Below are 23,791 nucleotides of genomic sequence, written 5' to 3'. Positions count from 1 at the left end.
TATTTGACTAGAGTGCTGATTCAAATACAGGTTTGCGTTTTATCCAATTAGAAAATCTGTTATAATAATAGAAAAAGGAGGAGCGCATGCACAAGATTTTACTAGTAGAAGATGACCAAGTTATTCGGCAACAAGTGGGAAAACTGCTCTCTGAGTGGGGCTTTGAGGTCATTTTGGTGGAGGACTTTATGGAAGTATTGAGCCTTTTTGTTCATTCAGAGCCTCATTTGGTCCTCATGGATATTGGCCTGCCACTCTTTAATGGTTACCACTGGTGCCAGGAGATTCGTAAGATTTCTCAGGTACCTATCATGTTTCTGTCTTCGAGAGATCAGGCGATGGATATTGTCATGGCGATCAATATGGGTGCGGATGATTTTATAACCAAACCTTTTGACCAGCAGGTGCTCCTTGCCAAGGTTCAGGGATTGTTGCGCCGTTCCTATGAGTTTGGACGGGATGAAAGTCTGCTGGAGTATGCGGGTGTGATCCTCAATACCAAGTCTATGGACCTGCACTATCAGGGGGAAGTCCTGAGTTTGACCAAGAATGAATTTCAGATTTTGCGGATTTTGTTTGAACATGCGGGTAATATCGTGGCGCGTGATGACCTGATGCGGGAACTCTGGAACAGCGACTTTTTCATCGATGACAATACCTTGTCTGTCAACGTTGCTCGCTTGCGCAAAAAGTTGGAGGAGCAAGGCTTGGCAGGATTTATCGAAACCAAGAAGGGAATAGGGTACGGACTGAAACATGCTTGATTGGAAATTATTTTTTCTGGCCTATCTGCGTTCTCGCAGTCGTCTTTTTGTCTATATTTTTTCATTGGGTTTTCTTGTTTTTCTCTTTCAGTTTTTATTCGCTAGTATAGGATTTTATTTCTTCTATTTTTTCCTCCTCAGTAGCTTTTTAACCCTTTTATTTTTGGTTTGGGATATTTTTGCAGAAGCTCAGATTTACCGGCAGGAAGTACTGTATGCTGAAAGAGACCCAAAGTCTCCTTTGGAATGTGTGCTAGCGGAAAAACTCGAAGAGCGTGAGTCTGAATTGTATCAAAAGAAGTCAGAAGCCCAAAGTAAACTGACGGATTTGCTTGACTACTACACCTTGTGGGTTCATCAGATAAAGACTCCTATTGCAGCGAGCCGTCTCTTGGTAGCAGAGGTCTCTGATCGTGAGGTTAAGCAGCAACTGGAACAGGAAATCTTTAAGATTGACTCCTATACCAATCTGGTGTTGCAGTACCTGCGTTTGGAGAGTTTCCATGATGACTTGGTATTTGAAAAGGTTCAAGTGGAGGAACTGGTGAAGGAAGTTGTTCGTAAGTATGCTCTTTTCTTTATCCAAAAGGGACTGACGGTCAATCTACATGACCTTGACAAAATCATCGTGACCGATAAGAAGTGGCTGTTGGTCGTCATTGAACAAATCCTCTCAAACAGCCTCAAATACACCAAGAAAGGTGGACTCGAGATTTATATGGAGGGTCAGGAGCTCTGTATCAAGGATACGGGAATCGGGATAAAAAACAGTGATGTGCTCCGAGTCTTTGAACGTGGCTTTTCAGGATATAATGGTCGCCTAACCCAGCAGTCATCTGGACTTGGACTTTACCTATCTAAGAAAATTTCTGAAGAACTGGGTCACCAGATTCGTATCGAGTCTGAGGTCGGAAAAGGAACGATAGTGCGGATTCAGTTTGCTCAAGTGAACTTAGTCCTTGAGTGAGAAGAGTAGATAAGAGCCCAAGATAAGACAACTGGGCTTTTCTATCTTTAACTGTGTATCCTAGTAAATTATTTTATCTACTATAAACAAATCTCTGAGGGATATGAAGACCACGAACGAAAAGGTAGGTCTAGATCAAAAGCAGATTAAGCAAACCATTAACAAGCAAATCTTGACAGTTTTCTTCCTTCCTGTAATTTTTGCATTTCTCCATTGGCCTTTGCTTATCATATGCTTAGTTTAGTTCTCGAGATCATTGAAGTAGTCGATGATACCATGAGGTTGACGATAACTTTCTCTATCTGTTCAATTGATAGATTTCTTCAGATAAAGACTGTAAAATTTTTGATATAACGTTAAGGATGGACTGACGGATATTTAAAGGATAATTTTCAAAAAAATAACAGGTGAGAATTAAAAATATGTAAGATTGAACAGAAGTCTCTCTACCATCATCCAAGCAGAAACAAGATTATATGAAATAAAAGGAGTAACCAATGACCGGAAATTATTCAACACGTGAATACCGTGAGAAATTATATGATGATCTTCATGTTCGATTAAGAGATACAGTGATTTTGATGTGTGCGATTTTTATTGCCTCTATAGGTTTAAATATGAATTCAACAGCTGTCGTTATTGGAGCCATGTTGATTTCCCCTCTTATGACACCGATTGTTGGACTCGGATTTGGTTTAGCTATTTTTGATACCCGTTTAATCAAACAATCTCTAGAGGTTTTATTTACTCAAGTATTGGTCAGTTTGCTTGTCTCGACTTTGTATTTCTGGATTTCTCCCTTATCTTATGCAAGTAGCGAACTGATTGCACGAACCTCTCCAACCATTTGGGATGTTCTCATTGCTATTGCAGGTGGGATAGCAGGTGTCATTGGGTCAAGGAAAAAAGAAGCAAACAATATCGTACCAGGAGTAGCCATTGCAACAGCTCTGATGCCACCTATCTGTACTGCAGGCTATGGTTTAGCTAATGGAAATGTACGATTTTTATTTGGAGCTCTCTATCTTTTCTTGATCAACTGTGTCTTTATCATGCTAGCCAATATTGTCGGAACAAGAATTTTGATGAGAAAATCTCCCTTAAGTTCATTTAAAGAGCTAAATATTAAAATGAGAATTGGGTTGATATCCTTGATTGTATTATTGGTTCTTCCAGCCAGCTATTCAGCAGTCACTCTGTCGATAGATCAAGCGCGAAAAGAAGGAATCAAACAGTTTATAGCAAAAGAGTTCGTCAATCACACGGTCATCAATCAAGTCTACAAGTCAAGGAACAATGAATTGGTCTTGACGGTTGTTGGAGATCCGATTTCAGACGAAGAATTAGAAACGCTCCATCAAAAACAAGCCTCTTACGGTATTCAATCTGTTCAATTAAAAGTCAATCAAGTTCATAATTCGACAAAATTAGACAGTGATACGACCAAGGAATTTTATGAAACCATTAACAAGTATATCGATCAAAAACTCTCTGAAAAGGATTCACAAAAAGAGATCGTAAAAGAAAATGAAGCAGATAAGGATTGAGGATATTGACCTTATCTAACTCATGAAAGCAAATCTTGTGTGGTGGTTTGACCAATCACTACTAGCTCAGATTAAATAAAATATAAAAAGCAACAGCTGAAATAGTTGTTGCTTTTTCTGGCTCTGAAAAATGTTTCTCAGACTGTGATTGTTTTATTTCTCAACGCGTGATTTGTTGGCGATATCAGTTAGGATAGCTTGAATAAAGTCATCAACTGGGATAGTTTGTGTTTCTTTTTGGCCGTAGCGACGAACGTTGACAGTTCCGTCTTCCATTTCCTTGTCACCAACGATCAATTGGTAAGGAATCTTGCTTGTTTGAGAAGCGCGGATCTTGAACTGCATTTTTTCATTGCGTTCATCGACGTCGGCACGAACCCCACGGTCACGAAGTTTCTTCGCCACTTCCCAAGCGTAGTCCACATGTTTTTCGTTAGACACTGGGATAAGGGTTACTTGGTGAGGGGCAATCCAGGTTGGGAAGGCACCCTTGTAGTTCTCAATCAAGATGGCAGTAAAGCGTTCCATGGTTGAGATAACCCCACGGTGAATCATTACTGGACGGTGTTCTTCCCCATCCGCTCCGATGTAGTGAAGGTCAAAACGTTCTGGAAGCAAGAAGTCCAACTGGATGGTAGAAAGAGTTTCTTCCTTACCGAGAGCTGTTTTCACTTGGATATCCAATTTTGGTCCATAAAAGGCTGCTTCACCTTCAGCTTCGTAGTATTCAACACCCATGTCATCAACAGCTGCTTTCAACATGCGTTGTGCATTTTCCCACATCTCATCGTTGTCAAAGTATTTGTGTTTATCTTCTGGGTCACGATAAGACAAGCGGAAACGGTAATCTGTCAAATTAAAGTCTTCATACACGTCGATAATCAATTGAAGAATTTTCTTGAATTCTTCCTCAATTTGTTCTGGAGCTACAAAAGTATGACCATCATTGAGGGACATTTCACGTACACGTTGAAGACCTGTAAGGGCGCCAGATTTTTCATATCGGTGCATCATGCCAATCTCAGCGATACGGATTGGTAATTCACGGTATGAGTGTACATGGTGTTTATAAACTTCGATATGGTGAGGACAGTTCATTGGGCGGAGGACAAACTCTTCACCGTCTCCCATGTCCATAGTTGGGAACATATCTTCACGGTAGTGATCCCAGTGACCAGAAGTTTTATAGAGTTCCACTGAGGCAATTGGTGGAGTGTAAACATGTTGGTAGCCTGCAGCGATTTCCTTGTCGACAATGTAGCGTTCCAATTCACGACGGATAGTGGCTCCGTTTGGTAACCAGAATGGTAAACCTTGTCCGACTTCTTGTGAAATCATGAAGAGGTCAAGTTCTTTACCGAGTTTACGGTGGTCACGTTCCTTGGCTTCTTCACGCATTTGAAGGTAGTTCTTCAAGTCTTTCTTGTCAAACCAAGCTGTACCGTAGATTCGTTGCATCATCGCGTTGTCGCTATTTCCACGCCAGTAGGCACCAGCTACGTTGAGCAGGTGGAAAATTTGGATACGACCTGTTGATGGGACGTGAGGACCACGGCAGAGGTCCACGTATTCGCCCTGACGGTAGATAGTCAAACCGCCTTCGTCTTCTGAGTGTTCTTCAATCAATTCCAATTTGTAAGGGTCGTTCTTGAAGATTTCACGGGCCTCGTCCTTAGTCACTTCTTCACGGATTGATGGGAAGTTTTCTTTAACGATTTTTTTCATTTCTTCTTCGATACGAGGCAGGTCTTCGTTGGAGATTTGGCCAGCAGTATTGTCGGTATCGTAGTAGAAGCCGTCTTCGATAGCTGGACCGACACCCAAATGAATGTCTGGGAAGAGGCGACGAGCTGCTTGGGCAAACAAGTGAGCAGCTGAGTGGCGCAAGATTGGCAGAGCATCTTCGTGATCAGGCGTCACGATTTCGATGCTTCCATCTTCAGTGATAGCACGAGTTGTATCGATGAGTTTGCCGTTAAATTTACCAGCCAAGGCCTTTTTAGCAAGGGAATTGCTGATAGATTGGGCAATTTCAAAAGTAGTAACGCCAGATTCGAATTCACGAACAGCGCCATCTGGGAAAGTAATCTTAATCATGGTTTTCTCCTTAAATATTTATTCTTTTTTTGTTGGACAATTTTAAGAGCCGAGCAACTTCTTCCGCAGTCTGATTTTCTGATTGACTGCCATCTGTTATGAGACTAGAATAGCCTAATTTCATCGCTTCCTTACGAACCATTTGAGCAAAAAGAATATCTCGTTGCATCCAGTTTTCAAAAGCTTGCTCAGGGTTGGTTGTACCCTCTAAGACATAAGGAACCCATTCTCTCTGTCTATAATGCTTTTTTTGAAAATCGGCTGTTGGAGTCAAGCATAGATAGGAAGACGTTGGACATTCAAGCTCCTTTACCAAGTGAGGCAAAAGTCCAGCTCCCTCCACCAAGAGAGGTCTGTTTTGATTTTTTATCAAGTAAGATTTTACATAAGGAAAAATCTCTTCATAAAAGCGCCATTCTTCATCTGCCATCTCTTCTATCAAATCATCCAGTTTGATATGAAGTAGTTGATACTGTCTTGCAAGAAGTGAGGCAATTGTTGATTTTCCACTGCAAGGCGATCCGCCAATCATATAAAGCATTGTTCTTCCTCCTTCTGACAAAACAAAAAAGCGACATCCTCGAAAGGACGTCGCAACGTGGTTCCACCTTCATTTATGTTCCTCAAAAAAGAGGGACACCTCAGATCGGCTTTAACGTGGCCACCGTTTTATGTTTTCATAAAAGTCAGTTGAGTAGTATCAGTTTAGGCTCTCTATGCGTTTCCAGCAACCACGCACTCTCTAGTAGAAAGGGACTAAGTGACTTGTCTCTATGCATTATTATAGCATGATTGCGAGAATTTTCAAGGTTTTTGTATAATTTTTTTGTTTTTCTCTCTTTGGAAGACATGCTTGATACCCATGCCAGCAGCCAAGCCAAGTAGGGCAAAGAGTTCATAAGCTAGGAAATAAACGAGAATGAATTCATTAAAAGTGATGATGGTAAAGCAATAGAGCAATCCGACACCAAGCAGCCACCACAGTGAGAATTGGAAACGGTAGCTATAAAGAAGGGACACGATGAAGGTTGCCAAAGGTGAAAAGACGAGAATGTTGTAAATGTACAGTCCCTTCAGTGTATATGGGTCAGTGATGAGTAGTGAGAATAGCTCATAGAGGGGCCAGTAAAAGAAGAAAATGACAAGGTAGTATGGGAGATACTTAAGATAGTTACGCATGGCAATAGTCCTCCAATCTACAAAAATTGAGAGAGGTTGAATACCACATAATCCTAAATGAAGGGGAGCTCTCTACCTATATTATAGCACATCTTGGAAGCCTTTACAAGTTAATCCAGTGAGTAGTGATAGTGCTCTTTTTGAGTGTTTTCTGCTATAATACTAACAAAAGAAGTAAGAGGAAATGAGGAGAAAGGATGACGAAAATAGCAGTTCTTTCAGACATACATGGGAATACGACAGCCTTGGAAGCTGTACTGGCTGATGCTAAAAAGTCAAAGGTAGATGAGTACTGGCTTTTGGGGGATATTCTTATGCCGGGAACGGGACGTAGAAGGATATTGAATCTTTTAGCGGCTTTGCCTATTACTGTAAGAGTTCTTGGTAATTGGGAGAATAGTCTCTGGCGAGGTTTGCATCGTAAGCTAGATTTGACAAAAGCTAGTCATCGCTACCTCCTACGTCAATGCCAGTATATATTAGAAGAAATCAGCCCTGAAGAAATCGAAGACCTTCACAATCAACCCATGCAAGTTCATCGTCAGTTTGGTGATTTGATGGTGGGAATCACTCACCATCTCCCTGATAAAAACTGGGGTAGGGAGTTGATTCATACGGGAAAACAAGAAGATTTTGATAGATTAGTGACGGAACCGCATGCCTCCATCGCAGTATATGGCCATATCCACCAACAGTTGCTTCGTTATGGAAGTGATGGACAGTTGATTCTTAATCCAGGGTCCATTGGACAACCCTTCTTTTTAGATGCGGGATTACGTAAGGACCTACGGGCCCAGTATATGATTTTAGAGTTTGATGAAGCAGGTTTGTCTGATGTTGATTTTCGTCGAGTGGATTATGATGTAGAAGCCGAATTACAGCTGGCTAAGGATTTAAAGCTCCCCTATTTCCAGATTTACTATGAAAGCTTGGTAAATGGAATTCACCACACTCATAACCATGAATTGTTGGTGCAGATTAGCGAGCAAGAAGGTTATGATCAGGATGTTGAACTCTGGGTGGAAAGAGAAAAGAAAGATTGGTTTTAAAAGGAGTTTTGACTAGAAATAGGATAGTCTAGTGACTGCTGTTTCGCGATAAGTCGAACTGGATATGAATTGACTACTTATAAAATTTATGCTAGAATATGGAAAAATATATAATTTGAACACCATACTAATTGATGTTCAAAATAATAGGGAGATAATTTATGAAGCCAGAAGAATTACAGGCAATTGCGTCGGGATTAGGCCTACAGTTTGATGAGGAGTCTGGAAGCATTTATGGCGTACAATCAGGCTACTTGCTATTGCTACATGAAACAGATGTAAAAAATCAGTTTCGACTTAGTGTCAGTGTGAGCTTGAATGGCAATCCTGCGGATTCAGAAGAAAACGAGTTGGTGTGGGATGACTTTAAGAGCGAATCACTTCCAAACTTGTCAACCTTATCTATTAATCAGTACACTGTATCTATTGTTGTCAAGGGTGCGATGCGCAAATCAAAGACAATTGAAAAGTTACAGACACTTATAAGAGACTTTGTAGATTTCCTTGAATCCCATCACTTCGTTCAAGTTTGTGACTACAGTGGTCAAGAGGGGCCAGTTAGTCTTTATCAATTAGGAGAGTCGGTTTTCATTATCAATGAAGAAAGCTATCAATTTTTGAAGAGCAATCTCCAAATTGAAATGGATTCTTATCATAGTCAGAAGGAAAATGTTCTTCTTGGAACCATTGGAGCCTTACTTGGAGCCTTGATTGGTGGGGCGGTTGCTCTTTTCATCGCACGTCTTGGTTATGTAGCTGTCGCAGCGGGGCTTGTTCTTGGAATTTGTACCATTAAAGGATATGAAATGTTTGCAAGAAAGTTATCACGAAAAGGGATTCTGATTTCTGTTGTTTTGATGGTAGTTACAGTCTTTTTAGTAAATCAAATCGATTTGGCAATGGAAGTCGTAGCTCAACTAGGGGTTGAGTTTGCCTATGCTTTCCGAGTGGTCAATGAACTAATTGCAAGCGGAGAATATCCAGATAATTATTTCTTTAATCTAGGGATGTTAGCTGTTTTTACCTTGGTCGGTGCGGGGATTTCTATCAGTTCAGTCTGGTCAAGTCACAAAACAAAGGGAACTGCTCGTAAAATTGGATAAAGGATAAGCTTTTGTATTCTCTATGTCATTGGACTTATTAGGGAATACAAGGCTTTTTTAGAGGACACTCTTTGTAGTAATAATTGACATTACAACATAAAAGGGTATAATGGGTATCAGATAGGATGTAAAAGGAGAAGAAGATGCAAATTTCAAGTCGATTTACGATTGCGACTCATATGTTAATCATTATTGCCATTAAGAGTCAAGAGAGTAAGGTAACTAGTGATTTTCTCGCAGCCAGTGTTGGAGTCAATCCAGTTATTATTCGCAAAACCTTGTCCCAACTCAAAAAAGCTGAACTGATATCAGTTGCGCGTGGGACGGGCGGTACCGAAATTATAAAGGACCTACGAGATATCAACCTTTTTGATGTGTATCAGGCTGTCGAATGTTTGGGAAAATCTGGTAAACTCTTTAGTTTCCATGATAATCCCAACCCCAACTGTCCAGTAGGGGCCAATATCCATAAAGTCTTGGATCAAAAATTGCTGGATATCCAACTAGCGATGGAAAACCAGCTTCGTCAGACGAGTCTGGCTCAGGTTGTGGCTGATACTCAGAATAAAATGACAAAGTAAGAGGGCTAGAGTCCTCTTTATCTATTGCCATAATTATGGTACAATGTAGTCATCAAAGGAGAAGACTATGTACTTTATTACAGGATTTTTTGTCCTATTTTTTCTGATTTCATTTTTTAGGGACAATCGCAGTCTCTGGAATCCTGCTCTTTTGCTTTTGTCTCTGCTCTTTTCTTATATGTCCATTGCCAATCTTTTTTACGAAGCTGGACAGAAAGAAGTGCACATGGTTTTCTTTGCAGGGATTTTTCTCCTGCTGCCTCTTTTAGTTTTTCTAAGTGGTTTTTTCCTTATTTATAATGGATTTGTGTTATTGAAAAAAGAAGGAAAATCCAAGGCAAATTATTTGTCTCTAGGATTAGGTTGTGTGATTCTATTCTTTTTTGTGATCATGGCGATTCGAGTGAGCGATACCAAGGGCTTGTTTTACACCAATCATCTAGTGAATATTATCTTTTTCTTTTTGATTTATTCGTATTTGATTTTTGGTTTTGCCTTTGCAGGATTTCTGCTTTATTCTATCCTGTATCTTTTTATTCCTAAGAAAAAATATTATGATTTTATTATCATTCACGGAGCAGGCTTGTTGAATGGAGAAAAAGTGACTCCCTTACTGAAGAGTCGCATTGATAAGGCAGTAGAAGCTTATCACCAGTCTCTCAATCCCAATGTTAAAATCATCGCAAGTGGTGGTCGAGGTGGGGATGAGAAGATTTCCGAAGCTCAGGCAATTTGTAATTATTTGCTGGAAGAGACGGATGTTCCGAGAGAAGCAATTTTCCTAGAGGACGACTCAACGACAACCTATGAGAATCTTCTCTTCTCAAAAGAAATAGGAGAGAGGCTGGTGACCAGTCCACGTTTTCTCTTTGTGACCAATGATTACCATGTTTTTCGTACCAGTACCTATGCTCGCCGTATTGGGATGAAGGGAGATGGCCTTGGTTGCCGTACAGCTGCCTACTATATTCCATCGGCCTTTATTAGAGAATATATTGCTCTATGTGTGAAGATGAGATGGCTTTTTATCGCTTTCTATGTTTTGTTGATTTTAGCTCTGATTTTCTCTTATAGAGGTATTCTATGGTAATATGTAAAATTCATATTGTAATTCTTGTTAGAATCTCTAAAAAATCCTGTAGTAATCCTAAGGGAAAAAGTGTCACTAGTAATGAAAGAGCAGGGTAAGTGATTGTGAGTGCGGTTTTTGGAACGGCTTCATGATTGCTCGTCAATCAATTGAACAATTTCTAACCTAGTTACAGATTTTCAGAGAGAGCCAAAAATAGGCAACTGAATATGAGTAGACTAGAATTTTACAGTCAACGACAAATAAAAATGTGAACAACAACAGAGGTTCACATTTTCTTTTTGGTCTATGGCAAAATGGCTTTTAGTTCCTTCAGGATAGTTTGCAAGGTTACGATCGCTTGTTCTCCTTGTTGTGGTTGATAGAGTAGTTGGAAATACTTGCGAATAGTTTCTTCAAATTGTTTAGGGAGGAGGGTACAATTGGTCTTTGCGTACTCCAACATTCGTTTTTCACCAGGATGGGTTTGCTCATTGAGCGCAAATAACAAGTCAAAGTAGGAAGCAAAAAACTCACTCGTACGATGATTCATACTGAGAAGATCTTGGCGTTTGATAGCTTTTTCTATTTGGTGAGAGAAGGCAGGCATGGCTTGTTCTAGCAAAAGGAGTTGCCTTTCGATGATATGCTTTTTGAGTTCCTGTGGATAGGGAATCTGGTAGGCTCTTTGGAGCGAAGCATAGTTTCCATTCGGATCGTATAGAATCTTGCTGTGGAGTAGATTATGCCACATGCAAGTTGTATAAGCATTTTGAGCTTTGTGTTGAAAAACGGTTGAGTTCAATTCTTGTTCAAACGACTCCAGCGAACGATAAATCAACTCGATTTGGATACCGTTGTTTAGTACACAGTCGTCCTCTAACTCCCAAAACTGATTTCCAATTTCCATATGGGAGCAGTATTTACTCAAAATTTTTAGGCGAGTCGCCTCGTCAATAGAAGCGTTGAGATAGACATAAACGTCATAGTCAGAATTTTGATCGTAGTCTTGTCCTGCACGTGAACCACCAAGAGCGATAGCTTCTACTTGTTCCAGTTGAGAGAATTCTTTGTAAAGGTCTTGAATCATTGTTTTTCTCCTTGCTTTATGGTTTTAAAGTCATTTTACCAAAAAGTAAAACGTTTGCATAGCATTGAGTTGCCCTTTTTCATTTATAGCAAAAAATGTGAACCCTTGTTTTGAGTTCACATTTCTTTCTTTATTCTGCTGCTTGTTGCCAACGTTTTGCCAGCTTATGAGACAAGCTAGAAATAGCAAAGTTAAAGATAAAGTAAATCAAGGCAATCAGGATATAAAGACTGAAGACCTGCTCTGGTTCGAAATAGCGTCCCATGAGAATTTGGCTAGCGCCAAAGAGTTCTTGTAGAGCGATAACAGAGTAGAGAAGGCTAGTATCCTTAATCACAGTTACAAACTGAGAAATGATGGCTGGCAGCATTTTACGGATCGCTTGTGGGAGAATGATGTAGTAGAGGATTTGCGCAGAGGTGAATCCTTGCGACATTCCTGCTTCGTACTGCCCCTTGTCTACGGCATTGAGGCCACCTCGGATAATCTCAGCTAGGGCTGCTGATGTAAAGAGGGTGAAGGCGGTAATGCCAGCTGGCGTCGACTTCATCTTGAAAACCAAAAAGATAGTGAAAATCCAGAGAAGGTTGGGAACATTACGCACAAATTCGATGTAAATGCTGGAGATGATCCGTAAGATAGGATTTTTCCCATTTCTCATGACGGCTAGTACTGTTCCGATAAGGGTTGATAGGACGATAGCAATTAGAGAAATGTAGAGGGTCAAGCCAAATCCTTTAAAGATAAAGATTAGGTTATCTGGGGTCAAAACTTCTAAAATAGATTCCATAGTAACCTCCTAAAGTGAATAGGCTTTTTTGTTGGCTTGCTCCATCTTGCGACCAAACTGGGCAACAGGGAAGCATAGAGCAAAGTAGAGAAGAGCAGCGCCTAAAAAGGCTGGGATATAGTTTCCGTTGAGAGCCGACCAAGACTTGGTCACAAACATCAAGTCCACTCCAGAGATGATGGCTACGGTAGAGGTGTTCTTGATGAGATTAACAATTTGGTTGGTCAATGGAGGGAGAATGATACGGAAGGCCTGAGGCAAGATAATTAAGCGCATAGCACTGATATAGGTAAATCCTTGTGACAAGGCGGCCTCCATCTGACCGCTAGGGATAGACTGAATCCCTGAACGAATAACCTCAGCGATATAGGCGCCGTGATAGAGTCCCACGCAAAGTACAGCTGTCCAATAAATCGGAATCATGATGGTGTGTTCACTGATAAGAGGCAAACCATAAAAGACGATGACAAACTGCACCAAGAGGGGAGTGTTTTGGTAAAATTCGACAAAGATACGAGCCAAAATACGCAAGAATGGGCGTTTGCTGGTTGACATGGCTCCAAAGAAGATGCCCAAAACCATGGCGAGGATAAAGGAACCAATCGCTAGGGCAAGGGTGAAGAGGAAACCATTGAAAAATTGTCCAAAATCCTGAAAATAGGCTGTCCAAGATGATAAATCTGTCATGGGGTGTCCTCCTTAATCTGCGGTATGGCTAGATGGTTTGAGCTTGTAACGGTCATAAAGTTTCTGCAAACTACCGTCCTTGGTCCATTTAGTGACCAAGCTATCAAGATAATCGTTGAGCTCGGTGTTTGATTTCTTGGTAACAATACCGTAGTCAGATGGTTTAAAACTATCATCTAGTAGTTCTGTCCGTTTACTAATGTAGCCAGATAGGATAGAGCGGTCCACGGAAAAGGCATCAATACGGTGAGCGTGAAGGGAAGTAATCAATTCTGGGTAGGAACCAAGTTCGACAAATTTAAAGGTTAGACCTTTCTTTTTGCCCAGTTCAGTAATCAGGCGTTGGGTGATGGAACCTTGGGCAACCCCAATGGTTTTGCCGTTTAGGTCCTCAATGCTTTTGATGTTGGCGGATTTATTGACCAAAAATCCAGAAGCGTCCGTATAGTAGGGACTGGTGAAGTTATAGAGTTTTTTACGTTCTTCTGTGATAGTAAAGGTCGCGATATCCAAATCGACTTGTTCATTGTCAAGAAGGGGGCCACGAGTTTGAGCGGTAACAGGAACGTAGCGAACCTTGACCTTGAGTTCATCCGCAATCATCTTGGCCAGGTCTGTTTCGATACCAGAATAAGTCCCTGTCTTGGGATCCTTGTAACCAAAATTGGGAACGTCTTGTTTGACACCGACAACTAGTTCGCCTCTTTTTTGAATGTCTGCGACGCTGGTATCAGCCTGAACTGGTTTGGCAGCAACAAGGCTGAAAAGGCTAATCAATAATGCTGATAAAAAGAATTTCTTTTTCATAGGCACCTCCTTATTTGACTTTATCACTTTCGTGGTTGATAATTTTGCTGAGGAATTGTTGGGCACGAGGTTCGCTTGGATTGTCGAAAAAGTCATCGACATCTGTCGTATCTACTAAAACTTCTCCGTCAGCCATAAAGATGATGCGGTCCGCAACTTCACGGGCAAAGCCCATTTCGTGGGTAACGATGATCATGTTCATCCCATCATGCGCCAGTTTTTGCATAACTGCTAGAACATCTCCGATGGTTTCAGGGTCAAGAGCAGATGTTGGCTCATCAAAGAGGAGGAGTTCCGGATGCATAGCGAGGCCACGTGCGATGGCGATCCGCTGTTTTTGTCCACCAGATAGCATGGCGGGATAGGAATCTTTCTTGTCCCACATATTTACAAATTCCAGATATTTTTGGGCGGTTTTTTCAGCTTCTTTTTTATCAATTCCTAGAACTTTTATGGGTGCGAGTGTTACATTTTCTAACACTGTTTTGTGTGGATAAAGGTTAAAATGTTGAAAAACCATGCCGACTTCCTTACGAAGAGGAACCAGATCTTTCTGGCTAGCACCTGCTACTTGGTGTCCATTGACCAGGAGACTTCCTTTGTCAACAGCCTCTAAACCATTGATAGTACGGATAAGAGTGGACTTCCCAGAACCAGAAGGTCCAAGCAGGACAACAACTTGTCCTTTTTCAAAACGGAGATTGATGTCGCGGAGTGCGTGATAGTCTCCGTAATATTTTTCGACGTTTTTAAATTCTACTAAAGCCATGAGAGATCTCCTTTGTGTTAGATTTTATAACATGATTCTACAACAAAAGAATGTTCTTGTCAAATCATATCTGAAAAAAATTCACTAAAATATTATAAAAAAGCAATCTGGATAGAGAAAATGCCTAAATCATGTTATAATGAAACGATAGAATTCTTAGAAAGAGTGGATGTCTTTTTGATAACTCCTACTTATGAATGGCAGTTTGCCCCGCAGGTTGAAGATGCGGATTTTACAAAGATAGCCAAGAAGGCTGGGCTGGGTCCTGAGGTGGCTCGATTATTATTTGAAAGAGGAATTCAGGATGAAGAAAGTCTAAAGAAGTTTTTAGAACCTTCTTTAGAGGACTTGCATGACCCCTATCTGCTCCATGATATGGACAAGGCAGTGGAACGGATTCGTCAGGCCATTGAAGAAGGGGAAAACATTCTCATCTACGGAGACTACGATGCGGATGGTATGACTTCAGCGTCGATTGTGAAGGAAAGTTTGGAACAGCTTGGCGCCGAGTGCCGTGTTTATTTGCCAAATCGTTTTACCGATGGCTATGGTCCCAATGCCAGTGTCTATAAATATTTTATCGAGCAAGAGGGAATTTCCTTGATTGTGACAGTGGATAATGGGGTTGCAGGTCACGAAGCCATTGAATTGGCTCAGACTATGGGTGTGGATGTCATTGTGACCGATCACCATTCCATGCCGGAAACCCTTCCTGATGCCTATGCGATTGTTCACCCTGAGCATCCAGATGCGGATTATCCCTTCAAATATTTGGCCGGATGCGGAGTGGCTTTCAAGCTAGCTTGCGCTCTTTTAGAAGAAGTGCAAGTGGAATTGCTTGATTTGGTTGCTATCGGTACCATTGCAGATATGGTGAGTTTGACAGATGAAAACCGTATTTTGGTTCAATATGGTCTGGAAATGCTGGGGCATACTCAGCGTATTGGTCTACAAGAAATGCTGGATATGGCTGGGATTGCTGCGAATGAAGTTACAGAAGAAACGGTTGGTTTCCAGATTGCCCCTCGTTTAAATGCCTTGGGGCGATTGGATGATCCCAATCCTGCCATTGATTTGCTGACTGGGTTTGACGATGAGGAAGCGCATGAGATTGCCCTCATGATTCAGCAGAAAAATGAAGAGCGCAAGGAAATCGTCCAGTCTATCTATGAAGAAGCTAAGACCATGGTGGATCCTGAGAAGAAGGTCCAGGTCTTAGCCAAGGAAGGCTGGAATCCTGGCGTTCTGGGTATCGTTGCTGGTCGTTTGTTGGAAGAGCTAGGGCAAACAGTTATCGTTCTTAATATAGAAGATGGTCGTGCCAAGGGTAGCGCTCGTAGTGTGGAAGCAGTCGATATTTTTGAGGCTCTGGATCCCCATCGAGACCTCTTCATCGCCTTTGGTGGACATGCTGGTGCAGCAGGGATGACGCTAGAGGTTGAGAAACTCTCAGATTTATCCCAGGTTTTGGAAGATTATATCCGTGAAAAAGGTGCAGATGCTGGTGGTAAGAACAAGTTAAATTTAGATGAAGAGTTGGACTTGGAGACTCTTAGCTTGGAAACGGTCAAAAGTTTTGAACGGTTGGCACCTTTTGGAATGGACAATCAGAAACCTGTCTTTTATATCAAGGATTTTTATGTCGAAAGTGCCCGTACTATGGGGGCAGGCAATGCCCACCTAAAACTAAAAATTTCCAAGGGTGAGGCGAGTTTTGAAGTGGTGGCCTTTGGACAAGGTAGATGGGCGACAGAGTTTGCTCAAACCAAGAATCTAGAATTGGCAGTCACCTTGTCTGTCAACCAATGGAATGGGCAAACTGCCCTCCAGTTGATAATGGTGGATGCGCGTGTGGAAGGTGTTCAACTCTTTAACATTCGTGGGAAGAACGTAGCCTTGCCAGAAGGGGTTCCAGTCTTGGATTTCTCTGGAGAGGTGCCAGATTTAGCGACTAGTGATGCTGTGGTTGTGAAAACCATTCCCGAGGATATTACCTTGCTGAAGACCATTTTTCAGGAACAAGATTTCTCTGCTGTCTATTTCAAGAACGACATCGACAAGGCCTACTATCTAACAGGTTATGGGACTAGAGAGCAGTTTGCCAAATTATACAAAACCATCTACCAATTCCCAGAGTTCGATATTCGCTATAAGCTGAAGGATTTAGCATCTTATCTCAATATTCAACAAATCTTGCTGGTCAAGATGATTCAAGTATTTGAAGAGCTAGGTTTTGTGACAATCAAAGACGGTGTCATGACAGTCAATAAAGAAGCGCCGAAAAGGGAAATTGGTGAAAGTCAGATTTACCAAAATCTCAAACAAACTGTCAAAGACCAAGAAATGCTGGCGCTGGGGACAGTGCAAGAAATGTATAACTTTTTGATGAGAAAAGAGTAGAAGTTAGGAAAGAGTTGGGCAACCAGCTCTTTTTTGAAAACAAACCTTCATTTTGAAAATCATCAAAAAAATGGTATAATGGTAGGAAAAGATTCGGCTGAAAGTTTTAGAACTTTTAGAATAAGAGGGTAAACCTACCCTATAATCAAGATAAATTAAGTTTCGGAGGGGAAATGAGTAATATCAGTTTAACAACACTAGGTGGTGTACGAGAAAATGGGAAAAATATGTACATTGCTGAAATCGATGAATCTATCTTTGTTTTGGATGCAGGGCTTAAATACCCTGAAAATGAACAACTAGGGGTTGATGTCGTCATTCCAAACATGGACTACCTTTTTGAAAATAGCGACCGTATCGCAGGGGTCTTCTTGACTCACGGGCATGCGGATGCCATTGGTGCCCTGCCTTATCTCTTGGCAGAGGCTAAGGTGCCTGTGTTTGGCTCTGAGTTGACTATCGAGTTGGCGAAACTCTTTGTCAAAGGAAATGATACGGTTAAGAAATTCAATGACTTCCATATCATTGATGAAAACACGGAGATTGACTTTGGGGGAACGGTTGTTTCCTTCTTCCGTACGACTCACTCTATCCCAGAAAGTCTGGGAGTTGTGTTAAAAACACCAAAAGGGAACATTGTTTACACAGGCGACTTCAAATTTGACCAGACGGCTAGTGAATCCTATGCGACGGATTTTGCGCGTTTAGCCGAAATCGGCCGTGACGGTGTCTTGGCACTTCTCAGTGATTCTGCGAATGCAGACAGCAATATCCAGGTGGCGAGCGAGAGTGAAGTTGGAGATGAAATTACCCAAACTATCGCTGATTGGGATGGTCGTATCATCGTTGCAGCAGTTGCCAGCAACCTTTCTCGTATCCAGCAGGTTTTTGATGCAGCTGCGGAGACTGGTCGCCGAGTCGTTTTGACTGGATTTGATGTTGAAAATATCGTTCGTACAGCGATTCGTCTCAAAAAATTGTCTCTAGCTAATGAAAGCCTTTTGATTAAACCAAAAGAAATGTCTCGTTTTGAAGACCATGAGTTGATTATCCTAGAGACAGGTCGTATGGGTGAACCCATCAATGGACTTCGCAAGATGTCCGTTGGGCGCCACCGTTATGTAGAAATCAAGGATGGGGACTTGGTCTATATCGTAACAACTCCATCCACCGCCAAAGAAGCGGTTGTGGCTCGCGTTGAAAATATGATTTACCAAGCTGGTGGTGTGGTAAAACTCATTACCCAGAGCTTGCGAGTATCTGGACACGGGAATGCGCGTGATTTGCAGTTGATGATCAATCTTTTGCAACCGAAATATCTTTTCCCTGTACAAGGGGAGTACCGTGAGTTGGATGCGCATGCCAAGGCTGCCATGGCAGTTGGCATGTTGCCAGAACGCATTTTTATCCCTAAAAAGGGAACGACCATGTCCTATGAACATGGAGACTTCGTCCCAGCTGGAGCAGTTTCTGCAGGCGATGTCATGATTGATGGAAATGCCATTGGTGATGTTGGGAATGTCGTTCTTCGCGACCGTAAGGTCTTGTCAGAGGATGGAATCTTTATCGTGGCTATCACTGTTAACCGTCGTGAGAAGAAGATTGTGGCTAAGGCTCGTGTTCATACGCGTGGATTTATCTACCTTAAGAAGAGTCGCGACATTCTCCGTGAAAGTTCCGAATTGATTAACCAAACGGTAGAAGAGTATCTTCAAGGTGATGACTTTGATTGGGCAGATCTCAAAGGCAAGGTTCGTGACAATCTGACCAAGTACCTCTTTGATCAAACTAAGCGTCGCCCAGCAATCTTGCCAGTCGTGATGGAAGCAAAATAATAAGCAGAATACCTACAGAAAAAGTCGAAATTCGGCTTTTTCTTATAGAATAGTAAAAGGAGAGATTCATGGCGGTTATGAATATTGAGTATTACTCAGAAGTTTTGGATATGGAGTGGGGTGTTACCGTACTCTATCCAGATGGCAGTCGGGTGACTGAACCAGATTGCACAGATATTCCTGTCCTTTATCTTTTGCACGGAATGTCAGGAAATCAAAATAGCTGGCTCAAGCGAACTAATGTCGAACGTTTGTTGCGCGGGACCAATCTCATTGTCATCATGCCCAATACTAGCAATGGCTGGTACACAGATACCCAGTATGGTTTTAACTACTTTACTGCTCTAGCAGAAGAGTTACCTCAGGTTATGAAACGTTTCTTCCCCAATATGACCAGCAAGCGAGAAAAGACCTTCATAGCAGGTCTCTCCATGGGTGGCTACGGCTCCTTCAAACTCGCTCTATCGACGAATCGTTTTTCTCATGCGGCTAGTTTTTCTGGTGCGCTCAGTTTTCAAGAATTTTCTCCTGAAAGCCAGGATTTGGGCTCTCTTGCCTACTGGCGAGGAGTTTTTGGAGAAATCAAAGACTGGACAGCTAGCCCTCATTCGCTTGAAAGTCTAGCTGCGAAATCGGATAAAAAGACCAAACTATGGGCTTGGTGTGGAGAGCAAGACTATCTCTACTCTGCCAATAATCTCGCAGTGAAAAACCTCAAAAAGCTTGGTTTTGAGGTAACCTATAGTCACAGTCCAGGTAAGCACGAGTGGTACTACTGGGAAAAACAATTGGAACGTTTTTTAGCTACTCTACCAATTGACTTTGTCTTGGAAGAACGCTTATCTTAGTTTTAGATTTCTTTCAGCTTTATTCAGTAAAATAGAGAATCTATCTTGATTAAGGAGAATGTGATTTCAAGATAGGTTCTTATTTTTATGAAAGGTGGAGTGTCATGTTCTGGATTATTCGATTATTGTTCCGATTTCTGTTGGGAATTTGGCGTTTCTTCTGGCGTCTGGTTTGGACTGTGGTCATTCTACTACTCATTGCTTTTGGAGTGGTTTGGTATCTGTCTGGTGATTTTCATTCTGCGGTCAATCATGTTGAAAAAATGAGCAAGATTGGTCAAGGTGGCTGGAATCAATGGAAAGAGACGGGGACGCTGGAAGTCTTGTCTCAGACAGACAGTCACCAACATGCAGAAGGCAAGTGGGCTCAGGCCTCAGCTCGCATCTATATTGAGCCTCAAATGGATGAGACCTTCCAAGCTGCCTATGCAGAAGCTATAAAAAACTGGAATCAAACGGGAGCCTTTACCTTTGAGGTGGTTGCGGATCCTAGTCAGGCAGATATTGTGGCAAGTGAGATGAATGATGGATCGACAGCTGTAGCTGGGCAAGCCGAGAGTCAAACCAATCTATTGACCAATCAATTTATATCTGTAACGGTTCGCCTAAATCACTATTATCTATCCAATCCAAACTATGGATATTCTTACGAACGGATCGTGCACACGGCAGAACATGAGCTGGGGCATGCCATCGGATTGGATCATACCAGCGAAATTTCTGTCATGCAGCCGGCAGGTTCCTATTATGGGATTCAGCCTCGGGATGTGAAGGCTGTTCAAGAACTCTATGCCAGTAGCGACTAGATGAAGTCGATACAATCTAAAATAAAATCAAAGCTCCTCCAACAAGTGATTGGTGGGGCTTTTTGTTCGTCCTGTTACGGCCTTTTTGCTATAATGGAACTATGAATAACTTGATCAAATCAAAACTAGAGCTCTTGCCGACTAGTCCTGGATGCTACATTCACAAGGATAAAAATGGCACTATTATCTATGTAGGAAAGGCTAAAAATCTGCGCAATCGCGTGCGGTCCTATTTTCGTGGGAGTCACGATACCAAGACGGAAGCTCTGGTATCTGAGATTGTAGATTTTGAATTTATCGTTACCGAGTCTAATATCGAGGCCCTTCTGCTGGAAATCAACCTCATCAAGGAAAACAAGCCCAAGTACAATATCATGCTCAAGGATGATAAGTCCTATCCTTTTATCAAAATCACCAATGAGCGCTATCCACGGCTTATTATCACCCGTCAGGTCAAAAAGGACGGTGGTCTTTATTTTGGCCCTTATCCTGATGTGGGGGCAGCTAATGAAATCAAGCGACTACTGGATCGGATTTTCCCTTTTCGTAAGTGTACCAATCCACCCTCTAAGGTTTGTTTTTACTATCATATTGGCCAATGTATGGCCCATACCATCTGTAAAAAAGATGAGGCCTATTTCAAGTCCATGGCTCAGGAGGTTTCTGATTTTCTAAAAGGACAGGATGACAAAATCATTGATGACCTCAAGGGGAAGATGGCAAAGGCAGCCAAAAGTATGGAGTTTGAACGTGCGGCGGAATATCGTGACCTGATTCAGGCCATTGGAACGCTTCGGACCAAGCAACGGGTTATGGCCAAAGATCTTCAAAATCGCGATGTCTTTGGCTACTATGTAGATAAGGGCTGGATGTGTGTTCAGGTTTTCTTTGTCCGTCAAGGCAAGCTCATTGAGCGGGATGTCAATCTCTTCCCTTACTACAACGATCCGGACGAGGATTTTTTGACCTATGTAGGACAATTCTATCAAGAAAAATCCCACCTAGTTCCCAACGAGGTATTGATTCCACAGGATATCAATGAAGAAGCTGTCAAGGCCTTGGTGGATACCAAGATTCTCAAGCCCCAGCGTGGTGAGAAAAAACAGCTGGTCAATCTAGCCATAAAAAATGCCCGTGTTAGTCTGGAGCAGAAGTTCAATCTGCTAGAAAAATCTGTCGAGAAGACCCAAGGAGCTATTGAAAATCTGGGACGCTTGCTTCAAATACCGACTCCAGTTCGCATCGAGTCCTTCGATAACTCTAATATCATGGGAACCAGTCCTGTTTCAGCCATGGTGGTCTTTGTTAACGGAAAACCGAGTAAAAAAGATTACCGTAAATACAAAATCAAGACGGTTGTTGGACCAGACGACTATGCTAGTATGAGAGAAGTCATTCGCAGACGCTATGGCCGAGTTCAACGTGATGGTTTAACCCCGCCAGATTTGATTGTCATCGATGGGGGACAAGGTCAGGTCAATATCGCTAAGCAAGTCATTCAAGAGGAGCTGGGCTTGGATATTCCAATTGCAGGTCTGCAAAAGAATGACAAGCACCAAACCCATGAACTGCTCTTTGGAGATCCGCTTGAGGTGGTGGAGTTGTCTCGTAATTCTCAGGAATTTTTCCTTCTCCAACGCATCCAGGATGAGGTGCACCGCTTTGCTATCACTTTCCACCGCCAACTGCGCTCCAAAAACTCCTTTTCATCACAACTGGATGGGATTGACGGTCTAGGACCTAAACGCAAGCAAAATCTCATGAAACATTTTAAGTCTCTCACTAAAATCAAGGAAGCCAGTGTGGATGAGATTGTCGGAGTTGGGGTGCCAAGGGCAGTCGCAGAAGCTGTTCAGAGAAAGTTGAACCCTCAGGAAGAAGTGGAATGGGCTCAAGTAGCGGAACCATTAAAAGAATTAGAATAAGTATCTAGATAGAAAGTAGAAGAAATGAATAGGATTGAGATTGACAGAGATATACTCCTTTTTTTACGATTTGCTTACTTTGGGAATTCAAAAGATTTATTTTTAGCTGCAACTACTCGAGCCTATCTTGATTTTAATCGAACCTTGCGATTTCATGGCATGCCAGATGAACAGCGCTTGGAGATGAGAAATCGAGCTTCTAAGTGTATCAAAGAAGCGATTTTAAATCTCTTGAATCGGGACAAGCTGTGTCAAACTGATTTTGATAGTTGGCATCATAGGACTTGTGATGTTCTGATAGATTGCTATCGCTCAAATGGGATTCGATTCACTTACGGTCATGCTCAAAAGTGGATTAATATGACTTTCAAGTATCTGTATATGCTTGAAGCTGTAACCCTAGACTTCGTTTTTCCTTTTTTACACGTACCGATAGATAACATCGTGTTAGAGAGGGCGAACAAACAGTTGTGTATCCCAAGACCTTCTCAAGTGTGGAGTAGTTGGGGAGATTACGCTTTCTATCTTCAATATCAAGGTTATTTGAGACAAAGAATAGGCAAGGAAGATCCTCTTCGTTGGGAGTTTCACAATTGGCTAGATGAAATAGAAAAAGGAAATCATCATGAACCATAAAATCGCAATTTTATCAGATATTCATGGCAATGCAACGGCATTAGAAGCAGTGATTGCAGATGCTAAAACTCAAGGAGCCAGTGAATATTGGCTTATGGGAGATATTTTTCTTCCTGGTCCAGGTGCAAATGATCTGGTTGCTCTGCTAAAGAATCTTCCTATCACGGCAAGTGTTCGAGGCAATTGGGATGATTGTGTCCTTGAGGCTTTAGATGGGCAATATGGCTTAGAAGACCCACAGGAAGTCCAGCTCATGCGATTAACCCAGTTTTTGATGGAGCGAATGGATCCTGAAACGATTGTCTGGCTACGAAGCTTGCCTTTGCTGGAAAAGAAAGAAGTTGACGGACTGCGCTTTTCTCTCTCTCATAATTTACCTGAAAAAAACTATGGTGGGGACCTGTCTGTTGGGAATAACACAGAGAAATTTGACCAACTCCTAGATGAGGAAACTGACGTGGCAGTCTATGGTCATGTCCACAAGCAGTTGCTTCGTTATGGAAGCCGAGGACAACAAATCATCAATCCAGGTACGATTGGCATGCCCTATTTTGATTGGGAAAAGTTAAAAAATCACCGTGCCCAGTATGCTGTGATAGAAGTTGAAGATGGGGAATTGGTAAATATCCAATTTCGTAAAGTCGCTTATGACTATGAAGCTGAGTTAGAATTAGCCAAGTCTAAGGGGCTTCCCTTTATCGAAATGTATGAAGAGCTACGTCGTGAAGATAACTATCAGGGGCACAATTTGGAACTTTTGGCTAGTTTAATCGAAAAGCATGGGTATGTAGAGGAGGTAAAAGATTATTTTGATTTTCTGCAAAGTGAGAAATAAAGCGGGT

Annotated in this window: 22 protein-coding genes and 1 pseudogene; 15 read left to right on the top strand and 8 right to left on the bottom strand. The window is 41.8% G+C overall.

Annotated elements, in window-relative coordinates:
- Positions 1–86 precede the first annotated feature (86 nt).
- The 4 genes and pseudogenes from HMPREF1125_RS04025 (at position 87) to HMPREF1125_RS04015 (ending at position 3,278) form a co-directional block, all read left to right on the top strand.
- A complete protein-coding gene (locus HMPREF1125_RS04025; RefSeq protein ID WP_000548971.1) occupies positions 87–764 on the top strand; it encodes a response regulator transcription factor in 678 nt (225 codons plus the stop codon).
- Positions 757–1,731, top strand: a complete 975-nt coding sequence (locus tag HMPREF1125_RS04020) for a sensor histidine kinase (RefSeq protein WP_000887934.1) — start codon at positions 757–759, stop codon at positions 1,729–1,731. The genes HMPREF1125_RS04025 and HMPREF1125_RS04020 overlap by 8 nt, the downstream gene beginning before the upstream one ends.
- 75 nt (positions 1,732–1,806) lie before the next feature.
- Positions 1,807–2,085 (top strand): annotated as a pseudogene (locus HMPREF1125_RS12475) (ABC transporter permease); the annotation flags it as partial.
- Positions 2,086–2,228: 143 nt separating this feature from the next.
- Positions 2,229–3,278: a DUF389 domain-containing protein gene (locus tag HMPREF1125_RS04015; RefSeq protein WP_000147516.1), complete on the top strand. Its 1,050-nt coding sequence runs from the start codon at positions 2,229–2,231 to the stop codon at positions 3,276–3,278.
- 153 nt (positions 3,279–3,431) lie between these two features.
- On the opposite strand, the gene thrS is transcribed toward HMPREF1125_RS04015, so the two are convergent.
- The 3 genes from thrS to HMPREF1125_RS04000 all read right to left on the bottom strand — a co-directional run bounded on the left by thrS (position 3,432) and on the right by HMPREF1125_RS04000 (position 6,554).
- The gene (gene thrS / locus HMPREF1125_RS04010; protein ID WP_000591035.1) at positions 3,432–5,375 is read right to left on the bottom strand and encodes a threonine--tRNA ligase; all 1,944 of its coding nucleotides are present in this window, start codon (positions 5,373–5,375) and stop codon (positions 3,432–3,434) included.
- A 10-nt stretch (positions 5,376–5,385) separates the two neighbouring features.
- Positions 5,386–5,916 carry a hypothetical protein gene (locus HMPREF1125_RS04005; RefSeq protein ID WP_000966508.1) on the bottom strand — a complete coding sequence of 177 codons (531 nt, stop codon included), beginning with the start codon at positions 5,914–5,916 and terminating at the stop codon, positions 5,386–5,388.
- Positions 5,917–6,179: 263 nt separating this feature from the next.
- On the bottom strand, positions 6,180–6,554 hold the full coding sequence (locus HMPREF1125_RS04000; RefSeq protein ID WP_001246990.1) for a hypothetical protein: 375 nt from the start codon (positions 6,552–6,554) through the stop codon (positions 6,180–6,182).
- 197 nt (positions 6,555–6,751) lie between these two features.
- On the opposite strand from HMPREF1125_RS04000, the gene HMPREF1125_RS03995 reads away from it, so the two are divergent.
- The 4 genes from HMPREF1125_RS03995 (at position 6,752) to HMPREF1125_RS03980 (ending at position 10,377) form a co-directional block, all read left to right on the top strand.
- Entirely contained in the window at positions 6,752–7,603 is an 852-nt protein-coding gene (locus HMPREF1125_RS03995) for a metallophosphoesterase family protein (RefSeq protein ID WP_000161102.1), read from the top strand.
- A 161-nt stretch (positions 7,604–7,764) separates the two neighbouring features.
- The gene (locus HMPREF1125_RS03990) at positions 7,765–8,706 is read left to right on the top strand and encodes a hypothetical protein (RefSeq protein ID WP_000801530.1); all 942 of its coding nucleotides are present in this window, start codon (positions 7,765–7,767) and stop codon (positions 8,704–8,706) included.
- Between the two features lie 143 nt (positions 8,707–8,849).
- Positions 8,850–9,287: an Rrf2 family transcriptional regulator gene (locus tag HMPREF1125_RS03985; protein WP_001167384.1), complete on the top strand. Its 438-nt coding sequence runs from the start codon at positions 8,850–8,852 to the stop codon at positions 9,285–9,287.
- A gap of 67 nt (positions 9,288–9,354) precedes the next feature.
- Entirely contained in the window at positions 9,355–10,377 is a 1,023-nt protein-coding gene (locus HMPREF1125_RS03980) for a YdcF family protein (RefSeq protein ID WP_000273626.1), read from the top strand.
- 286 nt (positions 10,378–10,663) lie between these two features.
- Here HMPREF1125_RS03980 and HMPREF1125_RS03975 read toward each other — a convergent pair whose 3' ends face one another.
- The 5 genes from HMPREF1125_RS03975 to HMPREF1125_RS03955 all read right to left on the bottom strand — a co-directional run bounded on the left by HMPREF1125_RS03975 (position 10,664) and on the right by HMPREF1125_RS03955 (position 14,499).
- Positions 10,664–11,446: a DUF4037 domain-containing protein gene (locus tag HMPREF1125_RS03975; RefSeq protein ID WP_000613844.1), complete on the bottom strand. Its 783-nt coding sequence runs from the start codon at positions 11,444–11,446 to the stop codon at positions 10,664–10,666.
- Positions 11,447–11,576: 130 nt separating this feature from the next.
- On the bottom strand, positions 11,577–12,236 hold the full coding sequence (locus tag HMPREF1125_RS03970) for an amino acid ABC transporter permease (protein ID WP_000443852.1): 660 nt from the start codon (positions 12,234–12,236) through the stop codon (positions 11,577–11,579).
- A 9-nt stretch (positions 12,237–12,245) separates the two neighbouring features.
- Positions 12,246–12,923, bottom strand: coding sequence for an amino acid ABC transporter permease (locus tag HMPREF1125_RS03965; RefSeq protein ID WP_000131124.1), 678 nt, complete (start codon positions 12,921–12,923; stop codon positions 12,246–12,248).
- 12 nt (positions 12,924–12,935) lie between these two features.
- Positions 12,936–13,730 carry a transporter substrate-binding domain-containing protein gene (locus HMPREF1125_RS03960; protein WP_000726195.1) on the bottom strand — a complete coding sequence of 265 codons (795 nt, stop codon included), beginning with the start codon at positions 13,728–13,730 and terminating at the stop codon, positions 12,936–12,938.
- 10 nt (positions 13,731–13,740) lie between these two features.
- Positions 13,741–14,499: an amino acid ABC transporter ATP-binding protein gene (locus HMPREF1125_RS03955; protein ID WP_001229587.1), complete on the bottom strand. Its 759-nt coding sequence runs from the start codon at positions 14,497–14,499 to the stop codon at positions 13,741–13,743.
- A gap of 177 nt (positions 14,500–14,676) precedes the next feature.
- On the opposite strand from HMPREF1125_RS03955, the gene recJ reads away from it, so the two are divergent.
- From recJ to HMPREF1125_RS03920, 7 genes are all read left to right on the top strand, one after another.
- Positions 14,677–16,899, top strand: coding sequence for a single-stranded-DNA-specific exonuclease RecJ (recJ, locus tag HMPREF1125_RS03950; protein WP_025172323.1), 2,223 nt, complete (start codon positions 14,677–14,679; stop codon positions 16,897–16,899).
- Between the two features lie 173 nt (positions 16,900–17,072).
- Positions 17,073–18,734, top strand: a complete 1,662-nt coding sequence (locus HMPREF1125_RS03945; RefSeq protein WP_000065597.1) for a ribonuclease J — start codon at positions 17,073–17,075, stop codon at positions 18,732–18,734.
- A gap of 68 nt (positions 18,735–18,802) precedes the next feature.
- Positions 18,803–19,582, top strand: coding sequence for an alpha/beta hydrolase (locus HMPREF1125_RS03940; RefSeq protein WP_000290053.1), 780 nt, complete (start codon positions 18,803–18,805; stop codon positions 19,580–19,582).
- A gap of 104 nt (positions 19,583–19,686) precedes the next feature.
- On the top strand, positions 19,687–20,388 hold the full coding sequence (locus tag HMPREF1125_RS03935) for a M57 family metalloprotease (protein ID WP_000498561.1): 702 nt from the start codon (positions 19,687–19,689) through the stop codon (positions 20,386–20,388).
- 101 nt (positions 20,389–20,489) lie between these two features.
- Positions 20,490–22,313 carry an excinuclease ABC subunit UvrC gene (uvrC, locus tag HMPREF1125_RS03930; protein ID WP_001061122.1) on the top strand — a complete coding sequence of 608 codons (1,824 nt, stop codon included), beginning with the start codon at positions 20,490–20,492 and terminating at the stop codon, positions 22,311–22,313.
- A 24-nt stretch (positions 22,314–22,337) separates the two neighbouring features.
- Entirely contained in the window at positions 22,338–22,949 is a 612-nt protein-coding gene (locus tag HMPREF1125_RS03925) for a hypothetical protein (RefSeq protein WP_001079519.1), read from the top strand.
- On the top strand, positions 22,939–23,784 hold the full coding sequence (locus tag HMPREF1125_RS03920; protein WP_001015756.1) for a metallophosphoesterase family protein: 846 nt from the start codon (positions 22,939–22,941) through the stop codon (positions 23,782–23,784). Before HMPREF1125_RS03925 ends, HMPREF1125_RS03920 begins: the two co-directional genes overlap by 11 nt.
- Positions 23,785–23,791: the final 7 nt, after the last annotated feature.

It is taken from the genome of Streptococcus oralis SK304 (assembly GCF_000287715.1).
GTDB lineage: Bacteria > Bacillota > Bacilli > Lactobacillales > Streptococcaceae > Streptococcus > Streptococcus oralis_Y.
Note: the sequence above shows the minus strand (reverse complement) of the source record. Positions and strands in the feature narration are given on the sequence as shown.

What these genes read in the sequence shown, in the direction of transcription:
- HMPREF1125_RS04020 (WP_000887934.1), top strand. Translation starts at nt 757, where the DNA reads ATGCTTGATTGGAAATTATTTTTTCTGGCCTATCTGCGTTCTCGCAGT.
- HMPREF1125_RS04025 (WP_000548971.1), top strand. Translation starts at nt 87, where the DNA reads ATGCACAAGATTTTACTAGTAGAAGATGACCAAGTTATTCGGCAACAA.
- HMPREF1125_RS03925 (WP_001079519.1), top strand. Translation starts at nt 22,338, where the DNA reads ATGAATAGGATTGAGATTGACAGAGATATACTCCTTTTTTTACGATTT.
- HMPREF1125_RS04015 (WP_000147516.1), top strand. Translation starts at nt 2,229, where the DNA reads ATGACCGGAAATTATTCAACACGTGAATACCGTGAGAAATTATATGAT.
- HMPREF1125_RS03975 (WP_000613844.1), bottom strand. Translation starts at nt 11,446, where the DNA reads ATGATTCAAGACCTTTACAAAGAATTCTCTCAACTGGAACAAGTAGAA.
- HMPREF1125_RS03920 (WP_001015756.1), top strand. Translation starts at nt 22,939, where the DNA reads ATGAACCATAAAATCGCAATTTTATCAGATATTCATGGCAATGCAACG.
- uvrC (WP_001061122.1), top strand. Translation starts at nt 20,490, where the DNA reads ATGAATAACTTGATCAAATCAAAACTAGAGCTCTTGCCGACTAGTCCT.
- HMPREF1125_RS03955 (WP_001229587.1), bottom strand. Translation starts at nt 14,499, where the DNA reads ATGGCTTTAGTAGAATTTAAAAACGTCGAAAAATATTACGGAGACTAT.
- HMPREF1125_RS03985 (WP_001167384.1), top strand. Translation starts at nt 8,850, where the DNA reads ATGCAAATTTCAAGTCGATTTACGATTGCGACTCATATGTTAATCATT.
- HMPREF1125_RS04000 (WP_001246990.1), bottom strand. Translation starts at nt 6,554, where the DNA reads ATGCGTAACTATCTTAAGTATCTCCCATACTACCTTGTCATTTTCTTC.
- HMPREF1125_RS03940 (WP_000290053.1), top strand. Translation starts at nt 18,803, where the DNA reads ATGGCGGTTATGAATATTGAGTATTACTCAGAAGTTTTGGATATGGAG.
- HMPREF1125_RS03990 (WP_000801530.1), top strand. Translation starts at nt 7,765, where the DNA reads ATGAAGCCAGAAGAATTACAGGCAATTGCGTCGGGATTAGGCCTACAG.
- HMPREF1125_RS04005 (WP_000966508.1), bottom strand. Translation starts at nt 5,916, where the DNA reads ATGCTTTATATGATTGGCGGATCGCCTTGCAGTGGAAAATCAACAATT.
- HMPREF1125_RS03970 (WP_000443852.1), bottom strand. Translation starts at nt 12,236, where the DNA reads ATGGAATCTATTTTAGAAGTTTTGACCCCAGATAACCTAATCTTTATC.
- HMPREF1125_RS03945 (WP_000065597.1), top strand. Translation starts at nt 17,073, where the DNA reads ATGAGTAATATCAGTTTAACAACACTAGGTGGTGTACGAGAAAATGGG.
- HMPREF1125_RS03960 (WP_000726195.1), bottom strand. Translation starts at nt 13,730, where the DNA reads ATGAAAAAGAAATTCTTTTTATCAGCATTATTGATTAGCCTTTTCAGC.
- thrS (WP_000591035.1), bottom strand. Translation starts at nt 5,375, where the DNA reads ATGATTAAGATTACTTTCCCAGATGGCGCTGTTCGTGAATTCGAATCT.
- HMPREF1125_RS03935 (WP_000498561.1), top strand. Translation starts at nt 19,687, where the DNA reads ATGTTCTGGATTATTCGATTATTGTTCCGATTTCTGTTGGGAATTTGG.
- HMPREF1125_RS03965 (WP_000131124.1), bottom strand. Translation starts at nt 12,923, where the DNA reads ATGACAGATTTATCATCTTGGACAGCCTATTTTCAGGATTTTGGACAA.
- HMPREF1125_RS03995 (WP_000161102.1), top strand. Translation starts at nt 6,752, where the DNA reads ATGACGAAAATAGCAGTTCTTTCAGACATACATGGGAATACGACAGCC.
- HMPREF1125_RS03980 (WP_000273626.1), top strand. Translation starts at nt 9,355, where the DNA reads ATGTACTTTATTACAGGATTTTTTGTCCTATTTTTTCTGATTTCATTT.